Consider the following 23,802-nt stretch of genomic DNA (forward strand, 5'->3'; position numbering starts at 1 on the left):
CCAACCGGCACCCGCCAGCCCAAGCCCCCGACAGCCAAACCGAGGCGCCCGCACCGCCCGGCCCCCGGCCCGCCGGCCGCCAGCGGCCAGCGGCCAGCCAGCCGCCGGCGCCACCGCGCCTCAGGCCGCGACGACCACGCCGCCGGAGGTGCGCACCGGCGCACCGATGCGCTGGCTGAGCACCGACTGCAGCCGCAGGTCCCCGGCGGCCTCGTCGATGGACACCCGGGTGGCTTCGTCGATGGACACGCGGGTCTCCGTGCCGCCGTGGGCCTCGGTGCCCGCGAGCTCGCGCTCGCCTGCCGGCTCGGCCTCGCCGAGCTCGGTGCCGATGAGGCTGGGCACCAGCCTGCCGCCGTCGATCTCGGCGGTCGACGCGTGCTCCACCGTGGCGGGTGCCAGCAGCGACTCGTCCATGTCGCCGGCCACGGTCACCAGCAGCTCCGGCAGCGGCAGCTCCAGGGCGTCGCAGATCGAGGCGAGCAGCTCGCTGGACGCCTCCTTGCGGCCCCGTTCCACCTCGGAGAGGTAGCCGAGGCTCACCCGGGCAGCGCGCGAGACGTCCCGCAAGGTCCGAGACTGAGCGGTCCGGGCGCGGCGCAGTCGTTCACCGACCGCTTCCCGCAGCAACACGGTCATCTCGCGCCTCCCTTCTTCGTCGCCTACCGCGTGCGCTACGCGCCAACGCCCCCTACGTTACTCACCGAGCGGCCTCGGCGAGAACGATCAGCGGCAAGTCCGCCAAGGGCGAACGCGAGGCCCGCTGGACCCGGCGTGGCCCGCGGGCCGCGCCTTCCTCCAGCGCACGGTTGATCCGTCCGGTCAGCAGCATCAACGCAGCAGTTCCCGGAACTGTTCCAACGCCACCCGAACGGCCGCAGCCCGCACCGAGTGGCGATCGCCTCCCAGGTGGACCGAACGCACCGTCGCGCCGCTGGGACCAGCGAAGCCGAGGTGCACGGTGCCCGGCGAGACGCCGTCCTGCGGGTCGGGTCCGGCCACGCCGGTGAGGCCGATGCCCCAGTCCGCGCCGCAGCGCGCCCGCACGCCCACGGCCAGCATCTCGGCGACCGCGGGGTGCACCGCGCCGTGCTCGTCGAGCACGACCCGGTCGACGCCGAGCAGGCTGGCCTTGAGGTCCGTGGCGTAGACGACCACGCCGCCGCGCACGACGTCGCTCGCGCCGGGCACGTCGGTCAGCGCGGCCGACAGGATGCCCGCGGTCAGCGACTCGGCGGTGGCGACGGTCTCACCACGCGTGCGCAGCGCGTCGAGGACGAGCACCACGTGCTGGCGGGGGACCCCGAGGGCCTCGACGATCACGCGCCGGCCGCCCGCTTGCCGCTCGCCCGGAGGCGCAGCGCCCGGAAGACGTAGTCGAGCCCGGTCACGACGGTGGCCAGCACGGCGGCGCCCATCACGACCCACCGCAGCGGATCGGCCCAGCCCGCCAGCGGCAGCAGGTACAGCCCGATGGCCAGGGCCTGCAGCAGCGTCTTGACCTTGCCGCCCCGGCTGGCCGGGATCACGCCGTGGCGGATCACCCAGAACCGCAGGCCGGTGATCGCCAGCTCGCGGCCGATGATCACCAGCGTCACCCACCACGCCAGGTCGCCGAGCAGGCTGAGCCCGACCAGCGCCGAGCCGGTGAGCGCCTTGTCCGCGATCGGGTCCGCGACCTTGCCGAAGTCGGTGACCAGCCCGCGCCGCCGCGCCAGGTCGCCGTCGATGCGGTCGGTGATCGAGGCGATGGCGAAGACGCCGGTGGCGATCCAGCGCCACATCGGGTCGTGGCCGTCGTCCCAGAACAGCGCGACCAGGAAGACCGGCACCAGCGCCAGCCGCGACATGGTCAGGACGTTGGCGATGTTGAGAACGGGCACCGGGCCGTCGGCGCGCCCACCGGAGGTGGCGGAGTCCGAGGCCGCGCTCTCGGCGGTCACGGCGTGGCCACCGCGCCGCGCCGGTGACCCGCGCGGGCACCCGAGCTCAGGGTTCGATCCCGGTTCATGATCCCTCCCCGGCACCGCGGCGTTGCGACGAGTCCTGTTCCGGTGCGGCGCCGACCGGGCGCGCCACGAGGTCCACGCCCTCGCTGGCGATCACCCGGCAGTGCACCACCTCGCCGACGCCGACCCCTCCAGCATCGACGACGGCGCACTCGCCGTCCACCTCCGGGCCCTGGTGTTCGGCGCGGCCGGCGACCTCGCCGTCCTCGTCCCGCTCGACCAGCACCCGAACCTCGGTGCCGACGCGGTCCTCCGCACGCTGCGCGACCAGCTCGTCGGCCAGCGCGGAGACCTGCTCGACCCGGGCGGCGACGACGTCCTCGCCGAGCTTGCCGTCGAAACCGGCGGCCTCGGTGCCGTCCTCGTCGGAGTAGCCGAACACGCCGACCGCGTCGAGCCGGGCCCTGGTCAGGAAGTCCTGCAGCTCCTCGAAGTCCTCCTCGGTCTCGCCGGGGAAGCCGACGATGACGTTGCTGCGGATGCCCGCCTCCGGGGCGAGCTCGCGGATCTGGTCGATCAGCGCCAGGAACGACTCTGTGGAGCCGAACCGGCGCATCCGCCGCAGCACCTTCTCGCTGGAGTGCTGGAAGGACAGGTCGAAGTAGGGCGCCACGCCCGGGGTGGTCGCGATGGCGCGGACCAGGCCGGGGCGGGTCTCGGCGGGCTGGAGGTAGGAGACGCGGACCCGGTCGACGCCGTCGATGCCCGCCAGCCGCGGCAGCAGGGTCTCCAGGGCGCGCGGATCGGAGAGGTCCTTGCCGTAGGAGGTGGAGTTCTCGCTGACCAGGAACAGCTCCTTCGCGCCCTGCTCGGCCAGCCACGCGGCCTCGCCGAGCACCTCCTCCGGCTGCCGCGACAGGAAGGAGCCCCGGAAGGACGGGATGGCGCAGAAGGAGCAGCGGCGGTCGCAGCCGGAGGCCAGCTTGAGCGCCGCGAGCGGCGAGTCGTCGAGCCTGCGGCGGGCGATCCCGCGCGTGGAGGGCACCCAGCCGTGGCCGGGGACGGCGACCTCGGAGGCCGCCGCGGCGGCGGGCCTGGCGACCGGGGTGATCGGCAGCATCTTGCGCCGGTCCTGCGGCTGGTGGGGCTGGATGGCGTGGCCGGCGAGCACGTCGTCGAGCCGGTCGGCGAGGTTGCCGTAGTGGTCGAACCCGAGCACCGCGTCGGCCTCCGGCAGGTGCTCGGCGAGCTCGGCGCCGTAACGCTCCGCCATGCACCCGACGGCGACGACCTTCGCGCCGGTGTCGGATGCCGCGAGCAGCGTGTCGACGGAGTCCTTCTTCGCCGACTCGACGAAACCGCAGGTGTTGACCACGACGACGTCGGCGGACGACTCGTCGTCGATCAGGTCCCAGCCGCGTTGGTGCAGGTTGCCGGCGAGCTCCTCGGAGTCGACCTCGTTGCGCGCGCAACCGAGCGTGACCATGGCGACTCGACGGGAAGGGTGCTCGGCAGACATGCGTCGAGCGTAACGTCCGGCGTTGTCCCCGCTGCGCATGAGCCTCGCTGCGCACCGCGGGCGGGCTACGGCGGGATGCGGCGGGCGAGCCCGCGGGGCGGGACGCCCTCGCGGCGACCGCGGGGAAACCCCCGCGTCGCACCGGAAACCTCGTGCGCACGGCCCGTTCCCGCTGCCGGGCGAGACCGAGATTACGCCCCGCCGCAGTACCCGAGGCCGATCATGCAGGTTAGGCTTGCCTAACTATGTCGACATCCGTGAACATCCGCCCCGCTCGCATCCGCGATGTCCCCGAGATCAAGACCCTGGTCGACCACTACGCGGGAAAGGTGGTGCTGGGCAAGGAGCTCGTCACGCTCTACGAGGACGTCCAGGAGTTCTGGGTCGCCGAGACCGGGGGCCGGATCGTCGGCTGCGGCGCGCTGCACGTCCTATGGGAGGACCTCGCCGAGATCCGCACCGTCGCGGTCGACCCGCTCAGCCACGGCATGGGCATCGGCCACGCACTGGTCGACCACCTGATCGCCTGCGCGCGCGAGCTCGGCCTGGCACGGCTGTTCGTGCTGACCTTCGAGACCGGCTTCTTCGGCAGGCACGGGTTCCTGCCGATCCGCGACACCCCGGTCCCACCCGAGATCTACGACGAGATCCGCCGCTCACCGGACGAGGGCGTCGCGCAGTTCCTCGACCTGCCCTACGTCAAGCCCAACACCCTCGGCAACACCCGCATGCTCCTGCGCCTGACCGCATAGCCTTCCGCGCCGCGACCCCGATCCTCGGGCCACTGTTATCAACGAACGGTTCCACCGGGTGATCGCAGCTCCTCCTTGCCGGGATCTTCTGCGCGATGTGCATGCTCCGCATCGCGGCGGGCGCTAACATGAACCGCATGCATGACTATGCGCCACACGCGATAGTGATCCGGCGCGCGCGGATCGGCGACGTGCGGGCGATCAAGTCGCTGGTGGACCACTACGCGGGCAAGGTGCTGCTGGCCAAGGAGCTCGTCACGCTCTACGAGGACGTCCAGGAGTTCTGGGTCGCCGAGGAGCTGACCGAACCGGAGGGGCCCGGGCGGATCGTGGGCTGCGGCGCGCTGCACGTCCTATGGGAGGACCTCGCCGAGATCCGCACCGTCGCCGTGGACGAGTCGGTGCGCGGCCTCGGCGTCGGCCACCGCGTCGTGTCGCAGCTGATCACCGCGGGCCGCGAGCTCGGGCTCCCCCGGATCTTCGTGCTCACCTTCGAGACGGCGTTCTTCCGCAGGCACGGCTTCCAGCCGATCGACGGCGCACCGGTGACGCCCGAGGTCTACGCGCAGATGCGGCGCTCCCTCGACGAGGGCGTCGCCGAGTTCCTCGACCTGCCCTACGTCAAGCCCAACACCCTCGGCAACACCCGCATGCTCCTGGAGCTGCAGGACTGACGGGAGATCGACGCACGCGGCGCGCGCTATAAGCTTGCGTGCCGTGGCTAGAGGGACGGCTTCGGCCGCGCGGACGACCTCGCGGGGACGCATCGACAAGCGGCAGGCGATCCTGGACGCCGCGTTCACCGTCTTCGCCCGGCAGGGCTACTCGCAGACCTGCGTGCAGGAGATCGCCGAGGAGGCCGGGGTCGCGAAGCTGACGGTCTACAACCACCTCAGCGACAAGGAGAACCTGTTCCGGCAGGCGGTGGAGGCAGCCGCCGACGCGGTGGCCGCGGAGGGGCTCGCCGTCGTGGAACGGCTGCGCGAGCCCGGCGCCGACCTGCCCGCGGCCACGGCGGACCTGGCGCGGCGGATGCTGCAGGTGGTGACCGGCAAGCGGGCGCTGGCCCTGCGCTGGCTCACCTACGCCCAGGTCGCCCGCTTCCCCGACCTCGTCGAGTCCGTCCAGCGGCGCACCTCCACCCGGATCACCGAGGCGCTGGCCGACCGCTTCGCCCGCCTCTCGCTGTCGGGGGAGCTGCGCCGCTGCGACCCGGCGCAGGCCGCCGAGCAGTTCATGGCGCTGCTGACCGGACCGGTCGAGGCGCGCTCACGGCTGGGCACCCGGAGGCTGCCCGCGAGCGAGACCCGCGCGGTCGCCGCGGCCGCGGTCGACACCTTCCTGCGCGCCTACGCGACCGGAGAAGCCGGCGAGACCGGCTGACGTCCGGACCAGACCGGCTCACCTCCCAGCCACCGCCCGGCGAGATCACCTGATCCCCGTCCGCGTCCCGACCAGGTCGGCTGACTTCGCCCGCGCAGACGCTTGCCCGGCTCCGTGAGGAGGCAGCGCGGTTGCGCCGTTCGGAGCGTTAGGTGGAAACGCCATCCACCATTCATGTGCAGATAGCGTCAAAGCGTCCGAAACCGCCCACCCGGCGGCTATAAACCGGGAGTCACTCACCTGATCCGAGGAGATCACCGTGAAGAACTCACCTGGCGCCCGGCGCGCGTTCGCGGCCGCGGTGGCCGCCACAGGTGCACTGCTGCTGACCGCCGGCACCGCGCACGCCGACCTCAGCGACTCCGAGTTGCGCGCGACCACCGACAGGTACCTCTTCGAGGTCTCGCTCACCCAGTTCACCGACGTCCGTGGCGACCGGCCCCACGCCACCCAGCTCGACTGGTCGTCGGACAGCTGCTCCTGGTCCCCCGACGAGCCGCTGGGCTACGACTTCTCCGAGAGCTGCGACCGCCACGACTTCGGCTACCGCAACTACAAGCGCCAGGCCAGGTTCAACGAGGACACCCGCCTGCGCATCGACGACAACTTCAAGGCCGACATGTACTCGGCCTGCGGCAGCAACAACGGCTGCAAGGCCGCTGCCAACGTCTACTACCAGGCGGTCCGGCAGTTCGGGGCCTCCGCGAACTCGACCGCCGACGCCATCGACAAGGCCGGGATCACCGCCCGCCAGGGCTGAGGCATCCACCGGGCGTGGCCGCCGTGGCGGTCACGCCCTTCTCGTCTCTGCAGTGACTTCGCCAGCGTGAAATCGGTACCGTTCACGGGGCAACCGTGCACGAGAAAGGAACGGTGCCCGATGGTACGGCGGCAACTCCCGCGCTGGTCCGAGCTCCGACCGCTGCTGCGGGTCGAACCACCGCAGCTCAACCCGACCCGGCGGCGCCTGGCCCGCGCGCACACGATCGGCGACCTGCGCGCCATCGCGCGCCGCCGCACGCCGCGCGCGGTCTTCGACTACACCGACGGCGCCGCCGAGGGCGAGACCAGCCTGCGCCGCGCCCGGCAGGCGTTCCTCGACGTCGAGTTCCGCCCGTCGGTGCTGCGGGACGTGTCCGGCGTGGACACCACGACCTCGGTGCTTGGCAAGCCGTCGGCGATGCCGTTCTCGCTGGCGCCGACGGGTTTCACCAGGATGATGAACCACGAGGGCGAGAGCGCCGTGGTACGCGTCGCGCAGCGGACGGGCATCCCGTACGGGCTGTCCACCATGGGCACGACGTCCATCGAGGACACCGCGACCGCCGGTCCCGCCGCGCGCAAGTGGTTCCAGCTCTACATCTGGCGCGACCGCGCGGCCAGCCGCGACCTCGTGCAACGCGCGCAGGACGCCGGTTACGAGGCGCTGATCCTGACGGTGGACACCCCGGTCGGCGGCGCCCGACTGCGCGACATGCGCAACGGGCTGACCATCCCGCCCGCGCTGTCGCTGAAGACGATCGCCGACGGCGCCATGCACCCGGCGTGGTGGTTCAACCTGCTGACCACCGAGCCGCTGTCGTTCGCCTCGTTCAGCCGGTGGGAGGGCACCGCCGCCGAGCTGATCAACAAGATGTTCGACCCCTCGCTGAACTTCAGCGACGTGGAGTGGTTGCGCGAGGCGTGGGACGGGCCGCTGATCATCAAGGGGCTGCAGAACGTCTCCGACGCCCGCCGGGTGGTCGAGCTCGGGGCGGACGCGGTCATCCTGTCCAACCACGGCGGGCGCCAGCTCGACCGCGCGCCGACGATGCTGGAGCTGCTGCCGGAGGTGCGGGAGGCCATCGGCGACCGCGCGGAGATCATGCTCGACACCGGCATCCTCAGCGGCGCCGACATCGTCGCCGCGCTCGCGCTGGGCGCCGACTCCTGCCTGGTCGGCCGCGCGTACCTGTACGGGCTGATGGCCGGCGGCGAGCTGGGCGTGCAGCGCGCGGTCGACATCCTGCGCACCGAGGTCGTGCGCACGATGCAGCTGCTCGGGGTGTCCAGGGTGGACGACCTCAACGGCTCCTACGCCGTCCTGCGCAGGTAAGCCGGGAAGCGACAGGTCCCGTCCGCCCGCGACGAACGGGCGAACGGGACCTGGGCGAACGGGACCGCCACTCAAGACGAGTTCAACGACAGCGCCTAACGGCCGGGCCTGGTGTCCATCTGCTGCGGGGCCTGCGCGGCCTGGCCGCCGTCGATGGGGCCGACGCCGAACCACGCCTCGCACGGTCCGCCGATGTACTTCTCGAAATCGGTCGTCACGTGGATGACCGACTCGCCGTCCTCGGTCGGCACCACCGTCGGGCTGAAGTTGCGGCACGTGCTGCCGTGGTTGTACTTGATGTTCACCGGCGCCGGGATCTCGCGCCAGGGCTTGCCCGGGTTCGCAGGGTCGTCGGTGGCCAGCAGCGTGCGGCCGTTGCCCGGCGCGAGTCCACCGCGGTCCAGCGCGAGCAGCTGGTAGGCCAGCAGCAGCCTGCCGTTGCGGCCGGGCCCGGGGGCCCACGCGATGGTCGGCGTCCCGAGCGGCTGGGCGCCGGTGTCGGAGGTGATCTCGGTGCCGAGGTCGTACGGGTCGCCCCAGTCCCAGCCGTCCTCGGACTTGCGCATGTAAACCGTGCAGATGTGGTCGGGGTCGTAATTGCAGACCTCGTAGACCATCACGTAGGTGCCGTCGGGAAGCTGCCGGACTCCGGCCATTCCCGGGCGCACGGTGAACTCGTCGTTCTTGATCGTCTCCTTCACGTCCGTCCAGTTCACACCGTCACGAGAACGCACCTGCACCATCTTCTGGTCGTGCTTCGGGTCGCCGTCGTCGGAATAGAAAGCGACCAGGTCCCCGTTCTCCGAGACGGTGAACTCCGGTTCCCACACACCCGGGCCGCGCGGCGCGTCGACCATGGTCGACAGGAAGCGCCAGGTGCGCCCCTGGTCGTCGCTGCGCCAGAGCCGGATGCTGGCCTCCCGCACGTCGGCGTCGGCACCGATGCCCGCCGTGCCCGCCCACAGCAGGGTGCCCGCGGGCATGTCGCCGACCCGCTGAGGCAGCTCGTAGAGCGTCGAGCAGCACATGCCCTTCTCGTTCTCGCCCTCCGGGTCGCGGATCTCCCCGGCCTGCTGGAACGAGCGGCCGTCGTCGTCGCTCTGGTAGATCACCGCGCGCCCGGCGCGGTCGACGTAGGTGGTCATGCTGGCCAGCACGCGCCCCTTGGCCGGACCGTGCTCCAGCCGCACCAGCCGCGGGTAGCTGCTGCCGCCGTGGCGCAGCATCTCGCCCTTCTCCACGTCCGCGGGCCCCGCTCCCGGCGGCGGGCTCGACGCCGGGTCGGCGGCCGGTGGCTCGACGCCCGAGGCGATCTGCTGGAACCCCGTGACCATGAGCAGTGACAGCGCGATCGCCGAACCTGCGCGGACTTTCCTGCCGGACATCTGCGAACCCTTCGCCAATTGTTTCGTCACCGGCCGTGTCGAACAACGTCATCTGATCAGCGGTGGCGGCGAATATATCGCACGAAATGGGTGGTGCAGCCCACGCGCGGTATTCATTCAGGGCAATCCGAACTAGACCGTTCGGACCAGCATCAACCGATTCAACACAATAGTCGCGACCATTGCCGGAAAATCGCGGGAACAAACGGTTAAACGGGGAATCGGTGTAAATGCGAAACGGCTCCCGCCGATCAGCGGGAGCCGTTGTCACGTGGCCTCAGAGCCTGCTTTTCGATCTTCGAAGGGGCGCGGCCGATGTTCCGCTGCCCGCGCCGTCACGCAAGGTGAGTTCAAAGGCGGGTCCTTCAGACCTCCTCGTCCGGCGGCGGGCCGCCGCGGATCGAGTACAGCGCGTTCTCCAGCTCGTCCGGCTTGACCAGCACCTCGCGCGCCTTCGAACCCTCCGACGGGCCGACCACGCCGCGCGACTCCAGCAGGTCCATCAGCCTGCCCGCCTTGGCGAAGCCCACCCGCAGCTTGCGCTGCAGCATCGAGGTGGAGCCGAACTGGCTGGTCACGACGAGCTCGGCGGCCTGCAGCAGGACGTCGAGGTCGTCTCCGATGTCGGAGTCGACCTCCTTCTTCTCCCCCGCCTTGGCCGCGGTGACGCCGTCGGTGTACTCCGGCTCCGCCTGCTCCTTGGTGTAGGCGACGACGCGGTGGATCTCCTCGTCGCTGACGAACGAGCCCTGCACCCGCACCGGCCGGGACGCGCCCATCGGCAGGTACAGCGCGTCACCCATGCCGATCAGCTTCTCGGCACCCGGCTGGTCGAGGATGACCCGCGAGTCGGTCAGCGACGACGTGGCGAAGGCCAGCCGCGACGGCACGTTGGTCTTGATCAGGCCGGTGACCACGTCCACCGAAGGACGCTGGGTCGCCAGCACGAGGTGGATGCCCGCGGCCCGGGCCTTCTGGGTGATCCGCACGATCGCGTCCTCGACGTCGCGCGGCGCGGTCATCATCAGGTCGGCCAGCTCGTCGACGATGGCCAGGATGTAGGGGTAGGGCCGGTAATCGCGCTCGCTGCCGAGGGGTGCGGTGATCTCGCCGGAACGGACCTTCTTGTTGAAGTCGTCGATGTGGCGGACCCGGTTGGCCTGCATGTCCTGGTAGCGCTGCTCCATCTCGTCCACCAGCCAGCCCAGCGCGGCCGCGGCCTTCTTCGGCTGGGTGATGATGGGCGTGATCAGGTGCGGGATGCCCTCGTACGGGGTGAGCTCCACCATCTTCGGGTCGATCAGGATCATCCTGACCTCCGAGGGCGTGGCCCGCGCCAGCAGCGACACCAGCATGGAGTTGACGAAGCTCGACTTGCCCGAACCGGTGGAGCCCGCGCACAGCAGGTGCGGCATCTTCGCCAGGTTCGCGGTGACCATGTCGCCCTCGATGTCCTTGCCAAGGCCCATCACCAGCGGGTGGGTGTCGGCGACCGCCTTCTGCGAGCGCAGCACGTCGCCGAGCCGGACCATCTCGCGGTCGCTGTTGGGGACCTCGATGCCCACCGCGGACTTGCCGGGGATGGGCGCGAGCAGCCGGACGTTGTCGGTCGCGGCGGCGTAGGCGATGTTCTTGGTCAGCGCGGTGATCTTCTCGACCTTGACGCCGGGCCCGAGCTCGACCTCGTAGCGGGTCACCGTCGGCCCGCGGGTGAAGCCGGTGACCTGGGCGTCGATGTTGAACTGCTCGAGGACGGCGGTGATCGCCTCGATCATCGAGTCGTTGGCCTTGCTGCGGGCCTTCGGCGGTTCGCCGTCGTGCAGCATGTCCAGCGACGGCGGCTGGTAGTCGCCCTCGACGGTGCGGGTGACCTTCGGCCGCTCGGCCTTCTCAGCCTTCTCGGGCTTGGCGGCCTCGGCGGCGGGCTGGTTGGCCGGGACGTCGGCGGGCTTGGGCTTCTTGGCGGTCTTGGCGTCGGCCTCGACGTCGTCGATGGAGAGCTGGGAGTCCCCGGACATCGACGCCTGGCGGCGCCGCGACGGCCTCCGCAGCTTGACCTCGGTCTTCTCGGAGTCCTCGGTCGTGGCGCCCTTCGCCCGGGCGTCGGCGGCCGCGTCGTCCTCGTGCTGCCCGAGCCCGCGCAGGCGGCTCGGGATCTCGCGCACCGGCGTGCCGGTGAGCAGCAGGAAACCGAACAGGAACACGATCACCAGCACGGCCATCGCGACCGGGCCGGTGAGCCCATGGGCGAGCGGGCCGCCCGCGACGAAGCCGATCGCGCCACCGGCCTGCGGCCACTGCTGGACCGCCTGCGGCGCACCGGCGGCGATGTGCAGGCCGCCAAGCGCGGACAGCACCAGCAACAGCGCCCCGATGACCACACGCGGGCGCGCATCCGGGTTGTTCTCCGTGCGCATCAGCAGCACCGAGACGATCAGCAGCACCACGGGCAGCGCGAGCGCGGCCGAGCCGATGACCGAGCGCAGGATCCAGTCGAACCACTGGCCCACGGGGCCGCCTGCGTGCCACCACACGCCCGCCGCGGCCACGACGGCGATGGCGAGGAAGAACAGCGCCAGCCCGTCCCTGCGGTGCGCGGGGTCGAGGTCCTTGGTGCGGCCGATGGCGCGGACCACGCCCCCGACTCCCTTGGCGACACCCCGGCCGACGCCGGCGCCACCGGAGCCGCCGGAACGCTTCGCCGGTGCGCGGCGGGGGGCGTGCGTGGAACCCGGGCGCGGCTTGGCGCTGCCCCCGCTACCGCCCTTCGAGGACCCGCCACCGCGTGAACCCTTGCCGGAGCCGCTGCTCCGGGTGGCTGCCGAACCCCTCGCGGAGCTCTTGCCGGAGCTCTTCGCGGTGCCGCTGGCAGCGCCGTTGCGGGAGCTGCGCCCCCCGCTCGTCGTCCGGCTCGCCATGCCCCACACGGTATCTTTACCCGCCTCCCCAGTCACACCAGCCACTGGTGAGTGACGGCGCGGTGGATTTTTCGAGTGATCCGCTCATGCGCGGGCCTGGTTCGTGGGATCCTCGACCATCATGGTTGCCTTGCCGTCGACACCGCACGAGCCGACACGCCGAAGCGATCGAGACAAGCTGTACCGAGCCGCTCCGCGGTTGTGGCGTGCGCTGATGCGGATCGACCGCGCGGTCGTCGCGCTCACCGGGCGGCTGGAGGTCACCGGCGACGTGCCGGACCCGCTGCGCGGCAGGCCGCTGCTGATGGCGGCCAACCACATCGGCAACCTCGACCCGGTGGTGCTGATCGCCGCGTGCAGGCAGCGCCGCATCGCACCGCGGTTCCTGGCAACTGGCGGCCTCTTCGACACCCCGGTCCTGGGCTGGATGCTGCGCCGCAGCCGCCACGTGCGGGCCGACCGGGGCAAGGCGACGGCGGGTGAGGCGCTGGCCAAGGTTGTCGCGGCCCTGGGTGAGGACCCGCGGCCGGTGCTGATGTACCCGGAGGGGCGGATCAGCCTGGAGCCGGGTCTCTGGCCGGAGCTCGGCAAGACCGGCGTGGCCCGGATGGCGCTGGCGTCGCAGGCACCGGTGGTGCCGGTCAGCCAGTGGGGTGCGCACGAGGCCATGTGCTACGGCATGCTCCGCGTCGAGAGCGCCCGCGACGTGTGGATCCTGTTCTCGTCGTGGCTGCGCGCCATCCGCAGGCGCCCGACGCTGAAGGTGCACTTCGGCGCTCCGGTCGACCTCAGCGACCTCTCCGCCGAGCGCCCCGGCGACGCCGTCCGCGCCCGCGACCGCATCATGCGCGCCATCACCGACGGGCTGGTCCCGCTGCGTGCCGCCGAACCGGACGTCCCCGACCACGACGACCCGACCCGCCCGGTCAGCGACAAGCGGAGCCCCTGGCACCCGTAGCGGTCGCCGGCCGCCGCGAGGTGGGCGAGGATCCCGCGATCGCCGTGCCCAACTCCGGACACACGTTGAACGCGATCTGCTCCCACCACGCGACTTCAGGGCGTGGCCGCGGCGGACCTGGCAGCACCCAGTCCGCCGCGCCGGGATGGAACCGCCCGGCACGGTGACCGATCCGGCCGGGAAGCGCGTCCGCATTTCGCGGACCGCTGCCACAGTCTGGAGCGCAGCGGTATCCGGCGGCACGCGAGTTGCCGCCACACCAGGCCCTTCCCACGTCGCCTGCCCGGGTGCTCGCCGAGCCGGATGCGCTGCACCCGTTCGCCCGATCCAGTGCAACCGTTCCAAGTGGCGCCGGAGCCCCGGGCGTGCTGCGCGCAAACGGTGCGAAGTGGACGGGAGCAGGCGTAACCGGAGGTCCGTGCACGTCGCGCGGATTCCCGGACATGGCGGCACATTCTCTGACATAGATCACTTTCCGGAGTTGTCCACATCGGAAGAGTGAGTGCATTCCCCCCTCCGGGCGAGAGCACTTTGCGCCAACTTCGCCTTTTGACTGGCGCGGAACGCGAGCGCGAGTCAACACTGATCGCCGGTTCAGGCGAGGAGAACTCGCGGATCGCCGACAGACAGGGATCGCCGTGAAGAGAATCGCTAGCGCCGCGATGGCGGCCGGCTTGCTGGCCGGCGGGCTCGCGCTGGCCCCCGTGGCGGGGGCCGCGAAGCCGCCGGAGTTCCAGCCCGCTCCGATCCAGTGGGGACCGTGCCAGGACGAGAGCCTGCAGAAAGCCGGCGCCGAGTGCGGCATGCTGGACGTGCCGATGGACTACGCCGACCCGGCCGGCGAGAAGATCTCGCTCGCGGTGTCCCGGGTGAAGCACACCGTTCCCGACGCGCAGTACCAGGGCCCGATCCTGGTCAACCCCGGCGGTCCCGGCGGCTCCGGGCTGCGGCTCGCCGCGCTGGGCCCGTCGGTTCCCAAGGACGTCGGCAGGTCCTACGACTGGATCGGCTTCGATCCGCGCGGTGTCGGCTCCAGCGTGCCCGCGCTGTCGTGCGACCCGAACCACTTCTCCTACAACCGGCCCGACTACGTCCCGGTGACCCCTGAACTGGAGAAGGAGTGGCTGGCCAAGTCCGAGGGCTACGCGCGGGCCTGCGGCGCCCACGGCAAGCTGCTCGAACACGTCAAGACCACCGACTCCGTGCAGGACATGGAGAGCATCCGCAAGGCGCTGGGCGCCGAGCAGATCAACTACTACGGCTTCTCCTACGGCACCTACCTCGGCCAGGTCTACGGCACGATGTTCCCGGAGCGGCTGCGCCGGGTGGTGATGGACGGCGTGGTCAACGCCAACGACGTCTGGTACCAGGCCAACCTCAACCAGGACGTGGCCTTCGACCGCAACATCAACATCTTCTTCGACTGGATCGCCCGCCACGACGCGGTCTACCACCTCGGCACCACCGGCGCCGACGTGTCGAAGCTGTTCTACGACCAGCGCGCGAAGCTCGACCGCGACCCGGCGGGCGGCATCATCGGCTCCGACGAGTGGACCGACCTGTTCCTGCAGGCCGGCTACGGCCAGGGCGGGTGGGACGCCCGCGCCAAGGCGTTCGCCGGCTGGGTCCACGACGGCGCGTGGGAACCGCTCAAGCAGCTCTACGACAAGGCCAACCCGCCCGGCGAGGACAACGGTTTCGCCGTCTACAACGCGGTGCAGTGCACCGACGTGCAGTGGCCGGAGCAGTGGAAGCGGTGGGAGGAGGACAACTGGGCCACCCACGCCAAGGCGCCGTACCAGACCTGGGCGAACGCCTGGTTCAACGCCCCGTGCCTGTTCTGGCCCGCCAAGGCGGGCAAGCCGGTCGACGTCGACGGCGGCAAGGTCGCCAGCGCGCTGCTCATCAGCGAGGAACTCGACGCCGCGACTCCGTTCCCGGGCGCGCTGGAGGCTCGCAGGCGGCTGCCGAACTCCAGCCTGATCAGCCTGCCCGGTGGCACGACGCACTCCGGGTCGCTGGGCGGCAACGCCTGCCTGGACGGCCAGATCGCCGACTACCTCGCCACCGGAAAGCTGCCGGAGCGCAAGGACGGTGAGGGCCCCGACACCACCTGCCGGCCGCTGCCGCAGCCGGAGCCCGCGGCCGTGGGCGCGGTGAGCGTCCGCCCGCAGCAGCCGGCGATCCTGCAGGAAGCGCTGCAGGCCAACCAGCACTGAGCGCGGCGCCAGGGCCGTACGCCGCAACGCCCTCCGGGTCTCGCCCGGAGGGCGTTGCGGCTGCTGCCTCGTGTAGAACAGCGGTGTGCCCATCCGGAGCGGATGCGGGCCGACTGCGGGGAGGACCAGGGATGCGACAGGGGGAACGAGCGGACCGCGGCGGCGGATTCGGCGGCTCCGCGCTCGTGCTCGGCATCGCCGGGCTCGTCCTGCCGTTCGTGCTGTCCGGCTGCGCGGTGCTGGGAAGTCCGGCCGAGGGCATGCCCGCGCAGGACCGCCACGTCCTCTACGAGGTGTTCGGCGACGGTGACGTGGTCGACGTGACCTACACCAGCGACGGAGGTACGGGCACCGAGCAGCTGCAGAACGTGCCGCTGCCGTTCCGCAAGGAGATCTCCCTGGAGGAGGCGGCTTTCCAGGTCTTCACGCTCTCCGCGCAGAACGCCGACGAGGGCCGGATCACCTGCCGGATCACCGTCGACGGCGAGGTGCTGGACGAGAGCAGCTCCGTCGGCGCCTGGGAACTGGCGCTGTGCAACGACTCCGCGCCGTGACTCTCTGACCGCCGCTGACCATTCGCACCGCCCCTACCGCTGACCATCCCCTTCGCGCGGTCTCGGCCTCCTCTGCGCACAGTGGATCGCCATCGCAAAGAAGATGATCTTGCAGGAACCGGGGAACCCACCGCGAGTCGGAACCGGCAGTCACTCGAATGGCTGTACGACCGGATCGAGGAGGGGACACCCTGGAAACCGAGGCACTCGGCGCAGCACAGCAGCGGCTGGCCGACTACATGAACCGGGTGGACGATATTTTGCGGCGCGCCGACGACGTCCAGGAGCGGATCAGGACCATGCGCGCCGAGGTGGCCGGCCCCGACGGCGCCGTGTCCGTGGTGCTCGCCCCGGGCGGGCGCCTGGAGCGCCTGACCATCGCACCGCACGCGATGCGACTCGGCCACGAGCGGCTCGCCGCTCTCATCACCGAAACCGTCGCCAAGGCCCACGGTGCCGCGGCGCAGCAGGTGCAGGCGGCCATGCAGCCGCTGGTCGGCGGCACCGCGGCGATGGACTTCCTGCGCGAGCAGATCCAGCCGCCCACCGCGGACGACGGCAACCCGCCCGCGCCCACCGCCGCGCCCGCCGACCGCGGCGGTACCCCGCCCGCCGCCCCGCAGACGCCGCGGCAGCCGCGCCCGGGCTGGCAGGAAGAGGACGACGACTTCGACGAGCCCGGCGGCTCGTACCTGCGCTGAAGGAGCCCGCGACATGGGATTCAAGATCGTTCCGGACGACCTGGCCTCGCACGCCGGCCAGGTCGACGCGCTGGGCAAGCAGCTCAGCGAGGCCGGCGGCAGGGGTGCCAGCGTCGATCTCGGCACCGAGACCTTCGGCATCCTCTGCCAGCCCTTCGCGCTGCTGTTGCGTGCGGGCATCACCCTGATCGGCGACGACATCGGCGAAGTCGGCTCGACGATGCCCAGCCTCGCCGACGGCCTGCGCGACTGCGCCGACGCGAACCGCAAGACCGACGACGACCATGCGAAGGTCTTCGCCGAGATCATGAAGGGGCTGTGATGGGTCTCGAAGTCACCGAAGACGACCGGACCGACGGCGCGCGCATCGTCGAGAGCGTCGACTCGCTGGTCAAGGACTTCGACATGTCGGTCGCCACGCTCGGCAACATGGCGTCGGTGGGGCTGGACGCGCTGGGCTTCATCGCCAACCCGCTCGGGATGCTCAGCGGCGCGGGCGTCGGCTGGCTGATCGAGCACCTGTCGTCCTCAAGGAACCGCTGGACGACCTGGCGGGCGACCCGGACGCGGTGAACGAGGTGGCCGCGGTCTGGGGCGAGCAGGTGGCCACGACCTGCGGCAAGGTCGCTTCGGAATATGCCCAGGCCGCGGAGTCGCAGACCGCGTCGTGGGAGGGCCAGTCGGCCGACAGCTACCGCGGGACCGCCGCCGCGCTCGCCGAGGACATCGGCGCGCTGGAGAAGCTGGCCAACGGCGTGCGCTACGCGACCCAGGCGATCGGGGTGGCGGTGGCCGCGGTCCGCGCCATGATCCGGGACATGATCGCCGACGTCCTGGGCGAGATCATCGCGGCGTTCCTCACCGCCAGCGCGGCTGCCGTCTTCACCGCGGGTGCCTCCATGGCCGCGTTCACCGGCTGGGCCGTGGGGCGCGGGGCCGCCACCGCGGGCAAGATCATCCGCAAGGTCAAGGACCTGCTGGAGAAGATCGCCGACGTCATGGGCAAGTTCGACAAGCTCAAGGACGCCGCCCGCTCGGTCCGGGTGAAGGCGCACCGGGTCGGGGAGCTGGCCTCCAAGCCCGGCGCGGCGGTCGGTTCGCGCCAGCAGCACGTGCGGGCGATGGACGGCAAGTTCGACAGCTTCAACAACGCGATCCGCGACCGGGTCCCGTCCCAGCTCAGGGACCGCGCCGACGGCGTGGACAACGCCACCGGCGCGCGCGTGCGCGACGGCTGGGCCGACACGATCGACGGGGCGGCCCTCCGCCGGTCGGCGTTTCCGGAGGCGTCGAAGGAAACCGCGGCGGCGGGCAACAACTACGAGGACGCGGCCGAGGACCTGGAGAAGGAAGAGAAGAAATGACCACCTGAGCCCGCCACCCTTCCGGGAACGGGAAGGCTCAGCCGCGACCGGGCGGGTTGCACAGGTGAGGAACCCGCCCGGTCGCGACTCAGCGACAACGACCGCTCAGCGACCGGAAGCGCGCCGGAAGGACCGCTCAGCTGCCTACCGGCAGCACGTTCGGCACGATCATCGGGCGGCGCCGGTAGGTGTCGGCGACCCACTTGCCCACCACGCGGCGCACGGACTGCGCGATCCGGTGGGTGTCGGTGATCCCCTCCGACTCGGTGCGCGCCAGCTCCATCTCCACCAGCGGCACGACATCGTCGAGCGCCTTCGGGTCGTCGGAGAACCCGCGACCGGAGATCTTCGGCGACGACACCGCCCGCCCGGTGCCGGCCTCGACGGCGACGTTGATCGAGATGAACCCGCCCTCGCCGAGGATCAGTCGGTCCGACAGCGTCGACTCGCCGACGTCCCCGACCGACAGCCCGTCGACGTAGACGTGGCCTACCTCGAAGCGGCCCACGATCCCGGCGATGCCGTCGACCATGTCGACGACCACGCCGTCCTCGGCGATGACCACCCGCTCCGGCGCGACGCCGGTCAGCCGCGCCAGCTCGCCGTTGGCGCGCAGGTGCCGCCACTCGCCGTGCACCGGCATCACGTTGCTCGGCCGGACGGCGTTGTAGAGGTAGAGCAGCTCGCCCGCCGAGGCGTGACCGGAGACGTGGACCTTCGCACCGCCCTGGTGCACGACGTCGGCGCCCAGCCTGACCAGGCCGTTGACCACGCCGAACACCGCGGTCTCGTTGCCGGGGATCAGCGAACTGGCCAGCACGACGGTGTCGCCCGCGCGGATGCGGATCTGCTTGTGCTCGCCGCGGGCCATCCGCGACAGCGCCGACAGCGGCTCGCCCTGCGAACCGGTCGAGACGAACACGACCAGGTGCTCGGGCATCGCCAGCGCCTCGTCGAGCTCGACGATCAGGCCGTCGGGCACCTGCAGCAGGCCGAGCTCGGAGGCGATGCCCATGTTGCGGACCATCGAACGGCCGACGAAGCAGACCTTCCTGCCGTGTTCGACGGCCACGTCGAGCACCTGCTGCACCCGGTGCACGTGGCTGGCGAAGCACGCCACGATCAACCGCTGGGTGGCCTTGCCGATCACCCGGTCCAGCACCGGCCGGATCTCGCGCTCCGGGGTGACGAACCCGGGCACCTCGGCGTTGGTGGAGTCGACCAGGAACAGGTCCACGCCCTCGTCGCCGAGCCGGGAGAAGCCCGCGAGGTCGGTGAGCCTGCCGTCCAGCGGGAGCTGGTCGAGCTTGATGTCGCCGGTGTGCAGCACCACCCCGGCCGGGGTGCGGATGGCGACGGCCAGTGCGTCCGGGATCGAGTGGTTGACCGCGAAGAACTCCAGGTCGAAGGCGCCGTGCGTGCTGTGCTGGCCCTCGGCGACCTCCACCAGCGTCGGGTTGAGCCGGTGCTCCTTGCACTTGGCCGCCAGCAGCGCGAGCGTGAACTTCGAGCCCACGACGGGCAGGTCGGGCCGCAGGCGCAGCAGGAACGGCACCGCGCCGATGTGGTCCTCGTGGCCGTGGGTGAGCACCAGCGCCTCGATGTCGTCGAGGCGGTTCTCGATGGGCGCGAAGTCGGGCAGGATCAGGTCCACCCCGGGCGCGTCGTCCTCCGGGAACAGCACCCCGCAGTCGACGACCAGCAGCCGTCCGGCGTGCTCGAACACCGTCATGTTGCGGCCGACCTCGCCGATGCCGCCGAGCGCGAACACGCGCAGGCCGCCTTCTGCCAGCGGTCCCGGCGGTGCCGACGAGGTCGGCGTCACCGGGTGGTACTCGGTGGCTGTGGCCTTCGCGCTCAACGCTGGGTCACCTCTGCTGCTGCGTCCGGATTTACCAGTACCAGGCCAGCATCCCACAGGTCGCTGGTGATGATCCGGACCTGCTCCTCGGTGGCCGCGGGCAGCGGCAGGCGGGGCCGGCCGGTCTCGTAGCCGCACAGCCGCAGCGCGGTCTTGGAGAAGATGACGCCGCCGACGAAGTTCATCGAGCGGTACACCGGCAGCAGCCCGTTGTGGACCTCGCGGGCGGCGGTGATGTCACCCGACTCGTAGGCGTCGAGCATCTGGCGCAGCCGGTCGCCGACGACGTGGCCGATCACGCTGACGAAGCCGACCGCGCCGACCGACAGCCACGGCAGGTTCAACGGATCCTCGCCGGAGTAGTAGGCCAGGTCGGTGTTGGCCATGACGTCGCTGCCTGCCAGCAGGTCGTGCTTGGAGTCCTTGACCGCCTTGATCTGCGGGTGCTCGGCCAGCCGCTTGAGCGTGTCGACCTGGATCGGCACGACCGAGCGCGGCGGGATGTCGTAGAGCATCACCGGCAGGTCGGTCGCGTCGGCGACGGTGGTGAAGTGCGAGAGCAGGCCCTCCTGCGGCGGGCGCGAGTAGTAGGGGGTCACGACCAGCAGGCCGTGCGCCCCGGCCTTCTCCGCCGAACGCGCGAGCTCGACCGAGTGCACGGTGTTGTTCGTGCCCGCGCCCGCCACGACGGTGGCGCGGTCGCCGACCGCCTCGACCACCGCGCGCAGCAGGCGCTCCTTCTCCTCGTCGCTGGTCGTCGGGCTCTCCCCCGTCGTGCCGTTGACGACCAGCCCGTCGTTGCCGACGTGGTCGACGAGGTAGGTGGCCAGCTCCTGCGCCAGCTTCAGGTCGAGTTTCCCGTCCTCGTCGAACGGCGTCACCATGGCGGTCAGTACCCGGCCGAACGGACGGCCCGGAGAGGCAGTGGGGCAGACGGTCATAACCCATGACGCTACCTGGTCAGTCCACCGTCGAGCGCGCCCGGACCGGCCCTGGCCCCCGGTCGGCCGACGATGTGAAAACCCCTCGCGCGGGATCCTCGGAAGCGGTGATTCTTGCGGCCGGGGCGGGCGGCGTTGAAGAGTTTTCCGGTCACAGCGACCGGCGAAGATCCTCCACCGCGAGCACGTCGGCCTCGTTGCCGTCGAAGGTCACACGGACCTGCTTGCGGCCGAAGGCGTGCAGGAGCAGTTCGCCGGTCTCGCCGTTGATGCGCACCGTGCGCGGCCCGCGCCTGGCGGCGATCTCGGTGCCGTCCGGCCTGCGCAGCACGACGCCGACCGGGCTGCGGCCGTAGAAGACCTTCGCGGTGCGCGACAGCGCCTTCCACAGGGCCTCGTCGCGGGCCGGGTCCGACGGTCGCGGCTCCCAGCCGGGCTGCGCCCGCCGCACGTCCTCGTGGTGGACGTAGAACTCCGCGGAGTTCACCGTCTCGTCCACCGCGGACAGCCCCAGCGGGTTCCACTTCGGAGGGCCCTGGCGCACCATGTCGACCAGCTCCGGCCACGGGCGGTCGCCGATCTCGGACTCGATGCGCTCACCGCGGTCGGCAAGCCGCTGAAGCAGCTTGCCCGCGAGCGCGTCGGGCCGCCTCTCCCGCACGACCAGGTGCACCGCGAGATCGCGCGTGGTCCACCCCTCGCACAGCGTCGGCGCGTCCGGACCGACGCGGTCGAACAGTTCGCACAGCTGCTGGCGCTCGTCACTGGCCACACCCATGAGGTCACTCTAGCCGCAGGCGTCCCCGCGATCCGGCTACAGCGTCGCCTTGGTCGTCAGCTTCTTGCCGTCGGCGCTGTGCAGACCGCAGTACACGGTCTGGGAGCCCTGGTCGTCGTTGTCGCTGCTGTCGTCCGCGCGGACGGTGCGCCGCAGGTTCCAGCTCTGCTCGGTGGGCACCAGCGCGACGTAGCGCAGCGCGGTCTCCTTGGCGGGGATGACGATCTGGTTCGAGTTGAAGAACGCCGAGCACAGCCCTTCGCCGAAGCGCCGGAGTTCCTCCTCGCCGGGGTAGTCGACGTCGGTCTCGCCCGAGGAGAACACCGAGCCGCTGTGGAAGATCTCGTGGTCGTGCGGATCGGTGCAGGTCCTGGAGTCGGACTTGCCGAACGACCCGCCCGGAGCGAGAGCACCGTCGGAGCAGCCCCCGCTGGAGGGGAAGTGGAACCGCTGGAGGTCGCCCCCGGTACCGAAGGTCAGCGTCGGCTCCATCGCGACCGGCGTCGAGCCGCCCAGCCCGAACCGCCCGAGCAGCAGGCCCGCCACGAACAGCACCACCGCCGCGACGGCTGCCACCGACGCCCATAGCCCTCGCCTGCCGCGGCGCGCCTGCACGGCGACGGCCGTCGACGCGACGCCTGCGGGCCGGGTCACGGCATCGGACGCCGGCGTGCCGGCCAGCAACGCCCGCACCTGCGGAGCGGTGAATCGCGCCTTCAGGTCGGCGATCAGCAGGCCGGTGATCACCGGCCCGACCACGCCGTGCGGCCGGGTGGCGCGGGGCGTCTCGTTGAGCACCGCGTTCAGCGTGGCGGCCGTGGTCTGGCGCTCGAACGGCATCCAGCCCTCCACCGCGAAGAACAGCGTCGCGCCGAGCGACCACAGGTCGCTCGCCGGCGACGCGTCGGCGCCCTGGATGCGCTCGGGCGCCATGAACGACGGCGACCCCACGATGGCCCCGCTGCTGGTCAGCCGCGGGTCGTCCAGGGTCTGGGCGATGCCGAAGTCGGCGAGCTTCACCCGGCCGTCGGCGACCATGATGTTGCTCGGCTTGACGTCGCGGTGCACGATCCCCGCCGCGTGCGCGTTCTCCAGCGCCGGGAGCACCTGCCGCGCGAGGTCGGCGGCCTGCTCCGGCGGCAGCGGGCCGCGCTGGGCCACCAGCTCGGTCAGCGTGACGGCCCGCACCAGCTCCATCACGATGTAGGTGGTCCCGGCCTCGGCGAGCACGTCGTGCACGGTCACCACGGCGGGGTCGTTGAGCCGGCCCGCCGTGCGGGCCTCGCGCAGCACCCGCTCCTCGTAGACCTGGCGCTCCGCGGGCGGCACGCCGTCGGGCAGGTGCAGCTCCTTGATCGCCACCTCGCGGCCGATCACCTGGTCCCACGCGCGCCAGACGATCCCCATGCCACCGCGCCCGAGCTCCCCGGTCACCTGGTAACGGCCGCCGATCACACGGGCCTGCCGCCCGGTCTCCGGGTGTTGCACCACAGCGCCTTCCTCCACCGCCCGAGCGCGACGAACACGCTGCGCTCACACCTTGAAGCCGGGCCTCATCCAACCAGATGAGACCCGGCTCCTTGGACTGAATCAGCAGGCGTTCGGTTTCCACCCGCGCCGAGAATCTTCGCGGCAGTGCCGCCCGCTGGCGTCAGCCCTCGGTGACGAACGGGCTCGACGCGACCTCGCTGCCGTCCTTCAGGCTGGTGATCTCGAAGTCGCCGAAGACGTTGGGCACCGCCTTGTGCAGCTGGCGCAGGCACTCGATCGCCAGCGCGCGGATCTCGACGTCGGCGTGCTCGCTCGCGCGCATCGCGATGAAGTGCCGCCACGCGCGGTAGTTGCCGGTGACCACGATCCGGGTCTCGGTGGCGTTGGGCAGCACCGACCGGGCCGCCTGCCGGGCCTGCTTGCGGCGCAGCGTGGCCTTCGGCTCGTCGGCGAACTTCTCCTGCAGCGCCTCCAGCAGCTCGCTGTAGGCGTCGACGCTGGCCTGGGTGGCCTTGACGAACTTCTCGTGCAGCTCGGGGTCTTCGGCGATGACGTCCGGCTCGACCATCGCGGCGTCGCGCTCGGGCACGTAGCGCTGCGAGAGCTGGGAGTAGGAGAAGTGGCGGTGGCGGATCAGCTCGTGGGTCAGCGAGCGCGACATCCCGCTCAGGTAGAACGTCACCGTCCCGTGCTCGAGCACGGAGAGGTGGCCGACCTCCAGGATGTGGCGGAGGTAGCCGGCGTTGGTCGCGGTCGCCGGGTTCGGCTTGCGCCACGACTGGTAGCAGGCGCGCCCGGCGAACTCCGCGAGCGCCTGGCCGCCGTCCGCGTCGGTCGACCAGTCCACGTCGGCCGGTGGGAAGAATTCGGTCTTGCCGATGAGCTGGACCTTCGGCGGGACGATCTCGGTCACGGAGAGCGAACCCCTTTCTGC

Annotated in this window: 23 protein-coding genes; 12 read left to right on the top strand and 11 right to left on the bottom strand. The window is 71.2% G+C overall.

Annotated elements, in window-relative coordinates; all coding sequences use genetic code 11:
* Positions 1 to 120: 120 nt before the first annotated feature.
* The 4 genes from HUO13_RS08860 to rimO all read right to left on the bottom strand — a co-directional run bounded on the left by HUO13_RS08860 (position 121) and on the right by rimO (position 3,468).
* Positions 121 to 639 (bottom strand): helix-turn-helix domain-containing protein, encoded by a 519-nt coding sequence (locus HUO13_RS08860; protein WP_211900940.1) that lies wholly within the window; start codon positions 637 to 639, stop codon positions 121 to 123.
* 192 nt (positions 640 to 831) lie between these two features.
* The gene (locus HUO13_RS08865; protein WP_211900941.1) at positions 832 to 1,323 is read right to left on the bottom strand and encodes a CinA family protein; all 492 of its coding nucleotides are present in this window, start codon (positions 1,321 to 1,323) and stop codon (positions 832 to 834) included.
* Positions 1,320 to 1,943 (bottom strand): CDP-diacylglycerol--glycerol-3-phosphate 3-phosphatidyltransferase, encoded by a 624-nt coding sequence (pgsA, locus tag HUO13_RS08870; protein ID WP_211900942.1) that lies wholly within the window; start codon positions 1,941 to 1,943, stop codon positions 1,320 to 1,322. Before pgsA ends, HUO13_RS08865 begins: the two co-directional genes overlap by 4 nt.
* Before the next feature lie 64 nt (positions 1,944 to 2,007).
* Positions 2,008 to 3,468 (bottom strand): 30S ribosomal protein S12 methylthiotransferase RimO, encoded by a 1,461-nt coding sequence (rimO, locus tag HUO13_RS08875; RefSeq protein WP_211900943.1) that lies wholly within the window; start codon positions 3,466 to 3,468, stop codon positions 2,008 to 2,010.
* Between the two features lie 245 nt (positions 3,469 to 3,713).
* On the opposite strand from rimO, the gene HUO13_RS08880 reads away from it, so the two are divergent.
* The 5 genes from HUO13_RS08880 to HUO13_RS08900 all read left to right on the top strand — a co-directional run bounded on the left by HUO13_RS08880 (position 3,714) and on the right by HUO13_RS08900 (position 7,698).
* Positions 3,714 to 4,220: an amino-acid N-acetyltransferase gene (locus HUO13_RS08880; protein WP_211900944.1), complete on the top strand. Its 507-nt coding sequence runs from the start codon at positions 3,714 to 3,716 to the stop codon at positions 4,218 to 4,220.
* Between the two features lie 137 nt (positions 4,221 to 4,357).
* Positions 4,358 to 4,894: an amino-acid N-acetyltransferase gene (locus HUO13_RS08885; protein WP_211900945.1), complete on the top strand. Its 537-nt coding sequence runs from the start codon at positions 4,358 to 4,360 to the stop codon at positions 4,892 to 4,894.
* 43 nt (positions 4,895 to 4,937) lie between these two features.
* Entirely contained in the window at positions 4,938 to 5,603 is a 666-nt protein-coding gene (locus HUO13_RS08890) for a TetR/AcrR family transcriptional regulator (RefSeq protein WP_211900946.1), read from the top strand.
* 259 nt (positions 5,604 to 5,862) lie between these two features.
* Complete coding sequence (locus HUO13_RS08895; RefSeq protein WP_211900947.1) at positions 5,863 to 6,363, top strand: phospholipase; 501 nt, start codon at positions 5,863 to 5,865, stop codon at positions 6,361 to 6,363.
* Positions 6,364 to 6,483: 120 nt separating this feature from the next.
* Positions 6,484 to 7,698 carry an alpha-hydroxy acid oxidase gene (locus tag HUO13_RS08900; protein WP_211900948.1) on the top strand — a complete coding sequence of 405 codons (1,215 nt, stop codon included), beginning with the start codon at positions 6,484 to 6,486 and terminating at the stop codon, positions 7,696 to 7,698.
* A 95-nt stretch (positions 7,699 to 7,793) separates the two neighbouring features.
* Here HUO13_RS08900 and HUO13_RS08905 read toward each other — a convergent pair whose 3' ends face one another.
* Together HUO13_RS08905 and HUO13_RS08910 are read right to left on the bottom strand one after the other, a co-directional pair.
* On the bottom strand, positions 7,794 to 9,083 hold the full coding sequence (locus HUO13_RS08905; protein ID WP_211900949.1) for a sialidase family protein: 1,290 nt from the start codon (positions 9,081 to 9,083) through the stop codon (positions 7,794 to 7,796).
* A gap of 365 nt (positions 9,084 to 9,448) precedes the next feature.
* The gene (locus HUO13_RS08910) at positions 9,449 to 12,001 is read right to left on the bottom strand and encodes an FtsK/SpoIIIE family DNA translocase (protein ID WP_211900950.1); all 2,553 of its coding nucleotides are present in this window, start codon (positions 11,999 to 12,001) and stop codon (positions 9,449 to 9,451) included.
* Positions 12,002 to 12,215: 214 nt separating this feature from the next.
* On the opposite strand from HUO13_RS08910, the gene HUO13_RS08915 reads away from it, so the two are divergent.
* The 7 genes from HUO13_RS08915 (at position 12,216) to HUO13_RS08940 (ending at position 17,797) form a co-directional block, all read left to right on the top strand.
* On the top strand, positions 12,216 to 12,959 hold the full coding sequence (locus HUO13_RS08915) for a lysophospholipid acyltransferase family protein (RefSeq protein ID WP_211900951.1): 744 nt from the start codon (positions 12,216 to 12,218) through the stop codon (positions 12,957 to 12,959).
* A gap of 638 nt (positions 12,960 to 13,597) precedes the next feature.
* Complete coding sequence (locus tag HUO13_RS08920; RefSeq protein ID WP_249124552.1) at positions 13,598 to 15,178, top strand: alpha/beta hydrolase; 1,581 nt, start codon at positions 13,598 to 13,600, stop codon at positions 15,176 to 15,178.
* 131 nt (positions 15,179 to 15,309) lie between these two features.
* Positions 15,310 to 15,732, top strand: a complete 423-nt coding sequence (locus HUO13_RS08925; protein WP_211900952.1) for an MmpS family transport accessory protein — start codon at positions 15,310 to 15,312, stop codon at positions 15,730 to 15,732.
* Between the two features lie 158 nt (positions 15,733 to 15,890).
* Complete coding sequence (locus HUO13_RS08930) at positions 15,891 to 16,433, top strand: YbaB/EbfC family nucleoid-associated protein (RefSeq protein WP_249124554.1); 543 nt, start codon at positions 15,891 to 15,893, stop codon at positions 16,431 to 16,433.
* A 13-nt stretch (positions 16,434 to 16,446) separates the two neighbouring features.
* Positions 16,447 to 16,755: a type VII secretion target gene (locus HUO13_RS08935; RefSeq protein ID WP_211900953.1), complete on the top strand. Its 309-nt coding sequence runs from the start codon at positions 16,447 to 16,449 to the stop codon at positions 16,753 to 16,755.
* Positions 16,755 to 17,006 carry a hypothetical protein gene (locus HUO13_RS37330; protein ID WP_249124556.1) on the top strand — a complete coding sequence of 84 codons (252 nt, stop codon included), beginning with the start codon at positions 16,755 to 16,757 and terminating at the stop codon, positions 17,004 to 17,006. Before HUO13_RS08935 ends, HUO13_RS37330 begins: the two co-directional genes overlap by 1 nt.
* Positions 17,003 to 17,797, top strand: coding sequence for a hypothetical protein (locus HUO13_RS08940; RefSeq protein ID WP_249124557.1), 795 nt, complete (start codon positions 17,003 to 17,005; stop codon positions 17,795 to 17,797). The genes HUO13_RS37330 and HUO13_RS08940 overlap by 4 nt, the downstream gene beginning before the upstream one ends.
* A gap of 136 nt (positions 17,798 to 17,933) precedes the next feature.
* Here the strand turns inward: HUO13_RS08940 and HUO13_RS08945 are convergent, their stop codons facing one another.
* From HUO13_RS08945 to thyX, 5 genes are all read right to left on the bottom strand, one after another.
* Entirely contained in the window at positions 17,934 to 19,622 is a 1,689-nt protein-coding gene (locus HUO13_RS08945; RefSeq protein ID WP_211902760.1) for a ribonuclease J, read from the bottom strand.
* Between the two features lie 32 nt (positions 19,623 to 19,654).
* Positions 19,655 to 20,599, bottom strand: coding sequence for a 4-hydroxy-tetrahydrodipicolinate synthase (gene dapA, locus HUO13_RS08950; RefSeq protein ID WP_037302692.1), 945 nt, complete (start codon positions 20,597 to 20,599; stop codon positions 19,655 to 19,657).
* A 151-nt stretch (positions 20,600 to 20,750) separates the two neighbouring features.
* Positions 20,751 to 21,377, bottom strand: a complete 627-nt coding sequence (locus HUO13_RS08955; RefSeq protein WP_211900954.1) for a TIGR03085 family metal-binding protein — start codon at positions 21,375 to 21,377, stop codon at positions 20,751 to 20,753.
* Positions 21,378 to 21,413: 36 nt separating this feature from the next.
* A complete protein-coding gene (locus tag HUO13_RS08960) occupies positions 21,414 to 22,868 on the bottom strand; it encodes a serine/threonine-protein kinase (RefSeq protein ID WP_211900955.1) in 1,455 nt (484 codons plus the stop codon).
* Between the two features lie 160 nt (positions 22,869 to 23,028).
* Positions 23,029 to 23,781, bottom strand: coding sequence for an FAD-dependent thymidylate synthase (gene thyX, locus HUO13_RS08965; protein WP_211900956.1), 753 nt, complete (start codon positions 23,779 to 23,781; stop codon positions 23,029 to 23,031).
* Positions 23,782 to 23,802: the final 21 nt, after the last annotated feature.

This window comes from Saccharopolyspora erythraea, from assembly GCF_018141105.1.
GTDB classification, from domain to species: domain Bacteria; phylum Actinomycetota; class Actinomycetes; order Mycobacteriales; family Pseudonocardiaceae; genus Saccharopolyspora_D; species Saccharopolyspora_D erythraea_A.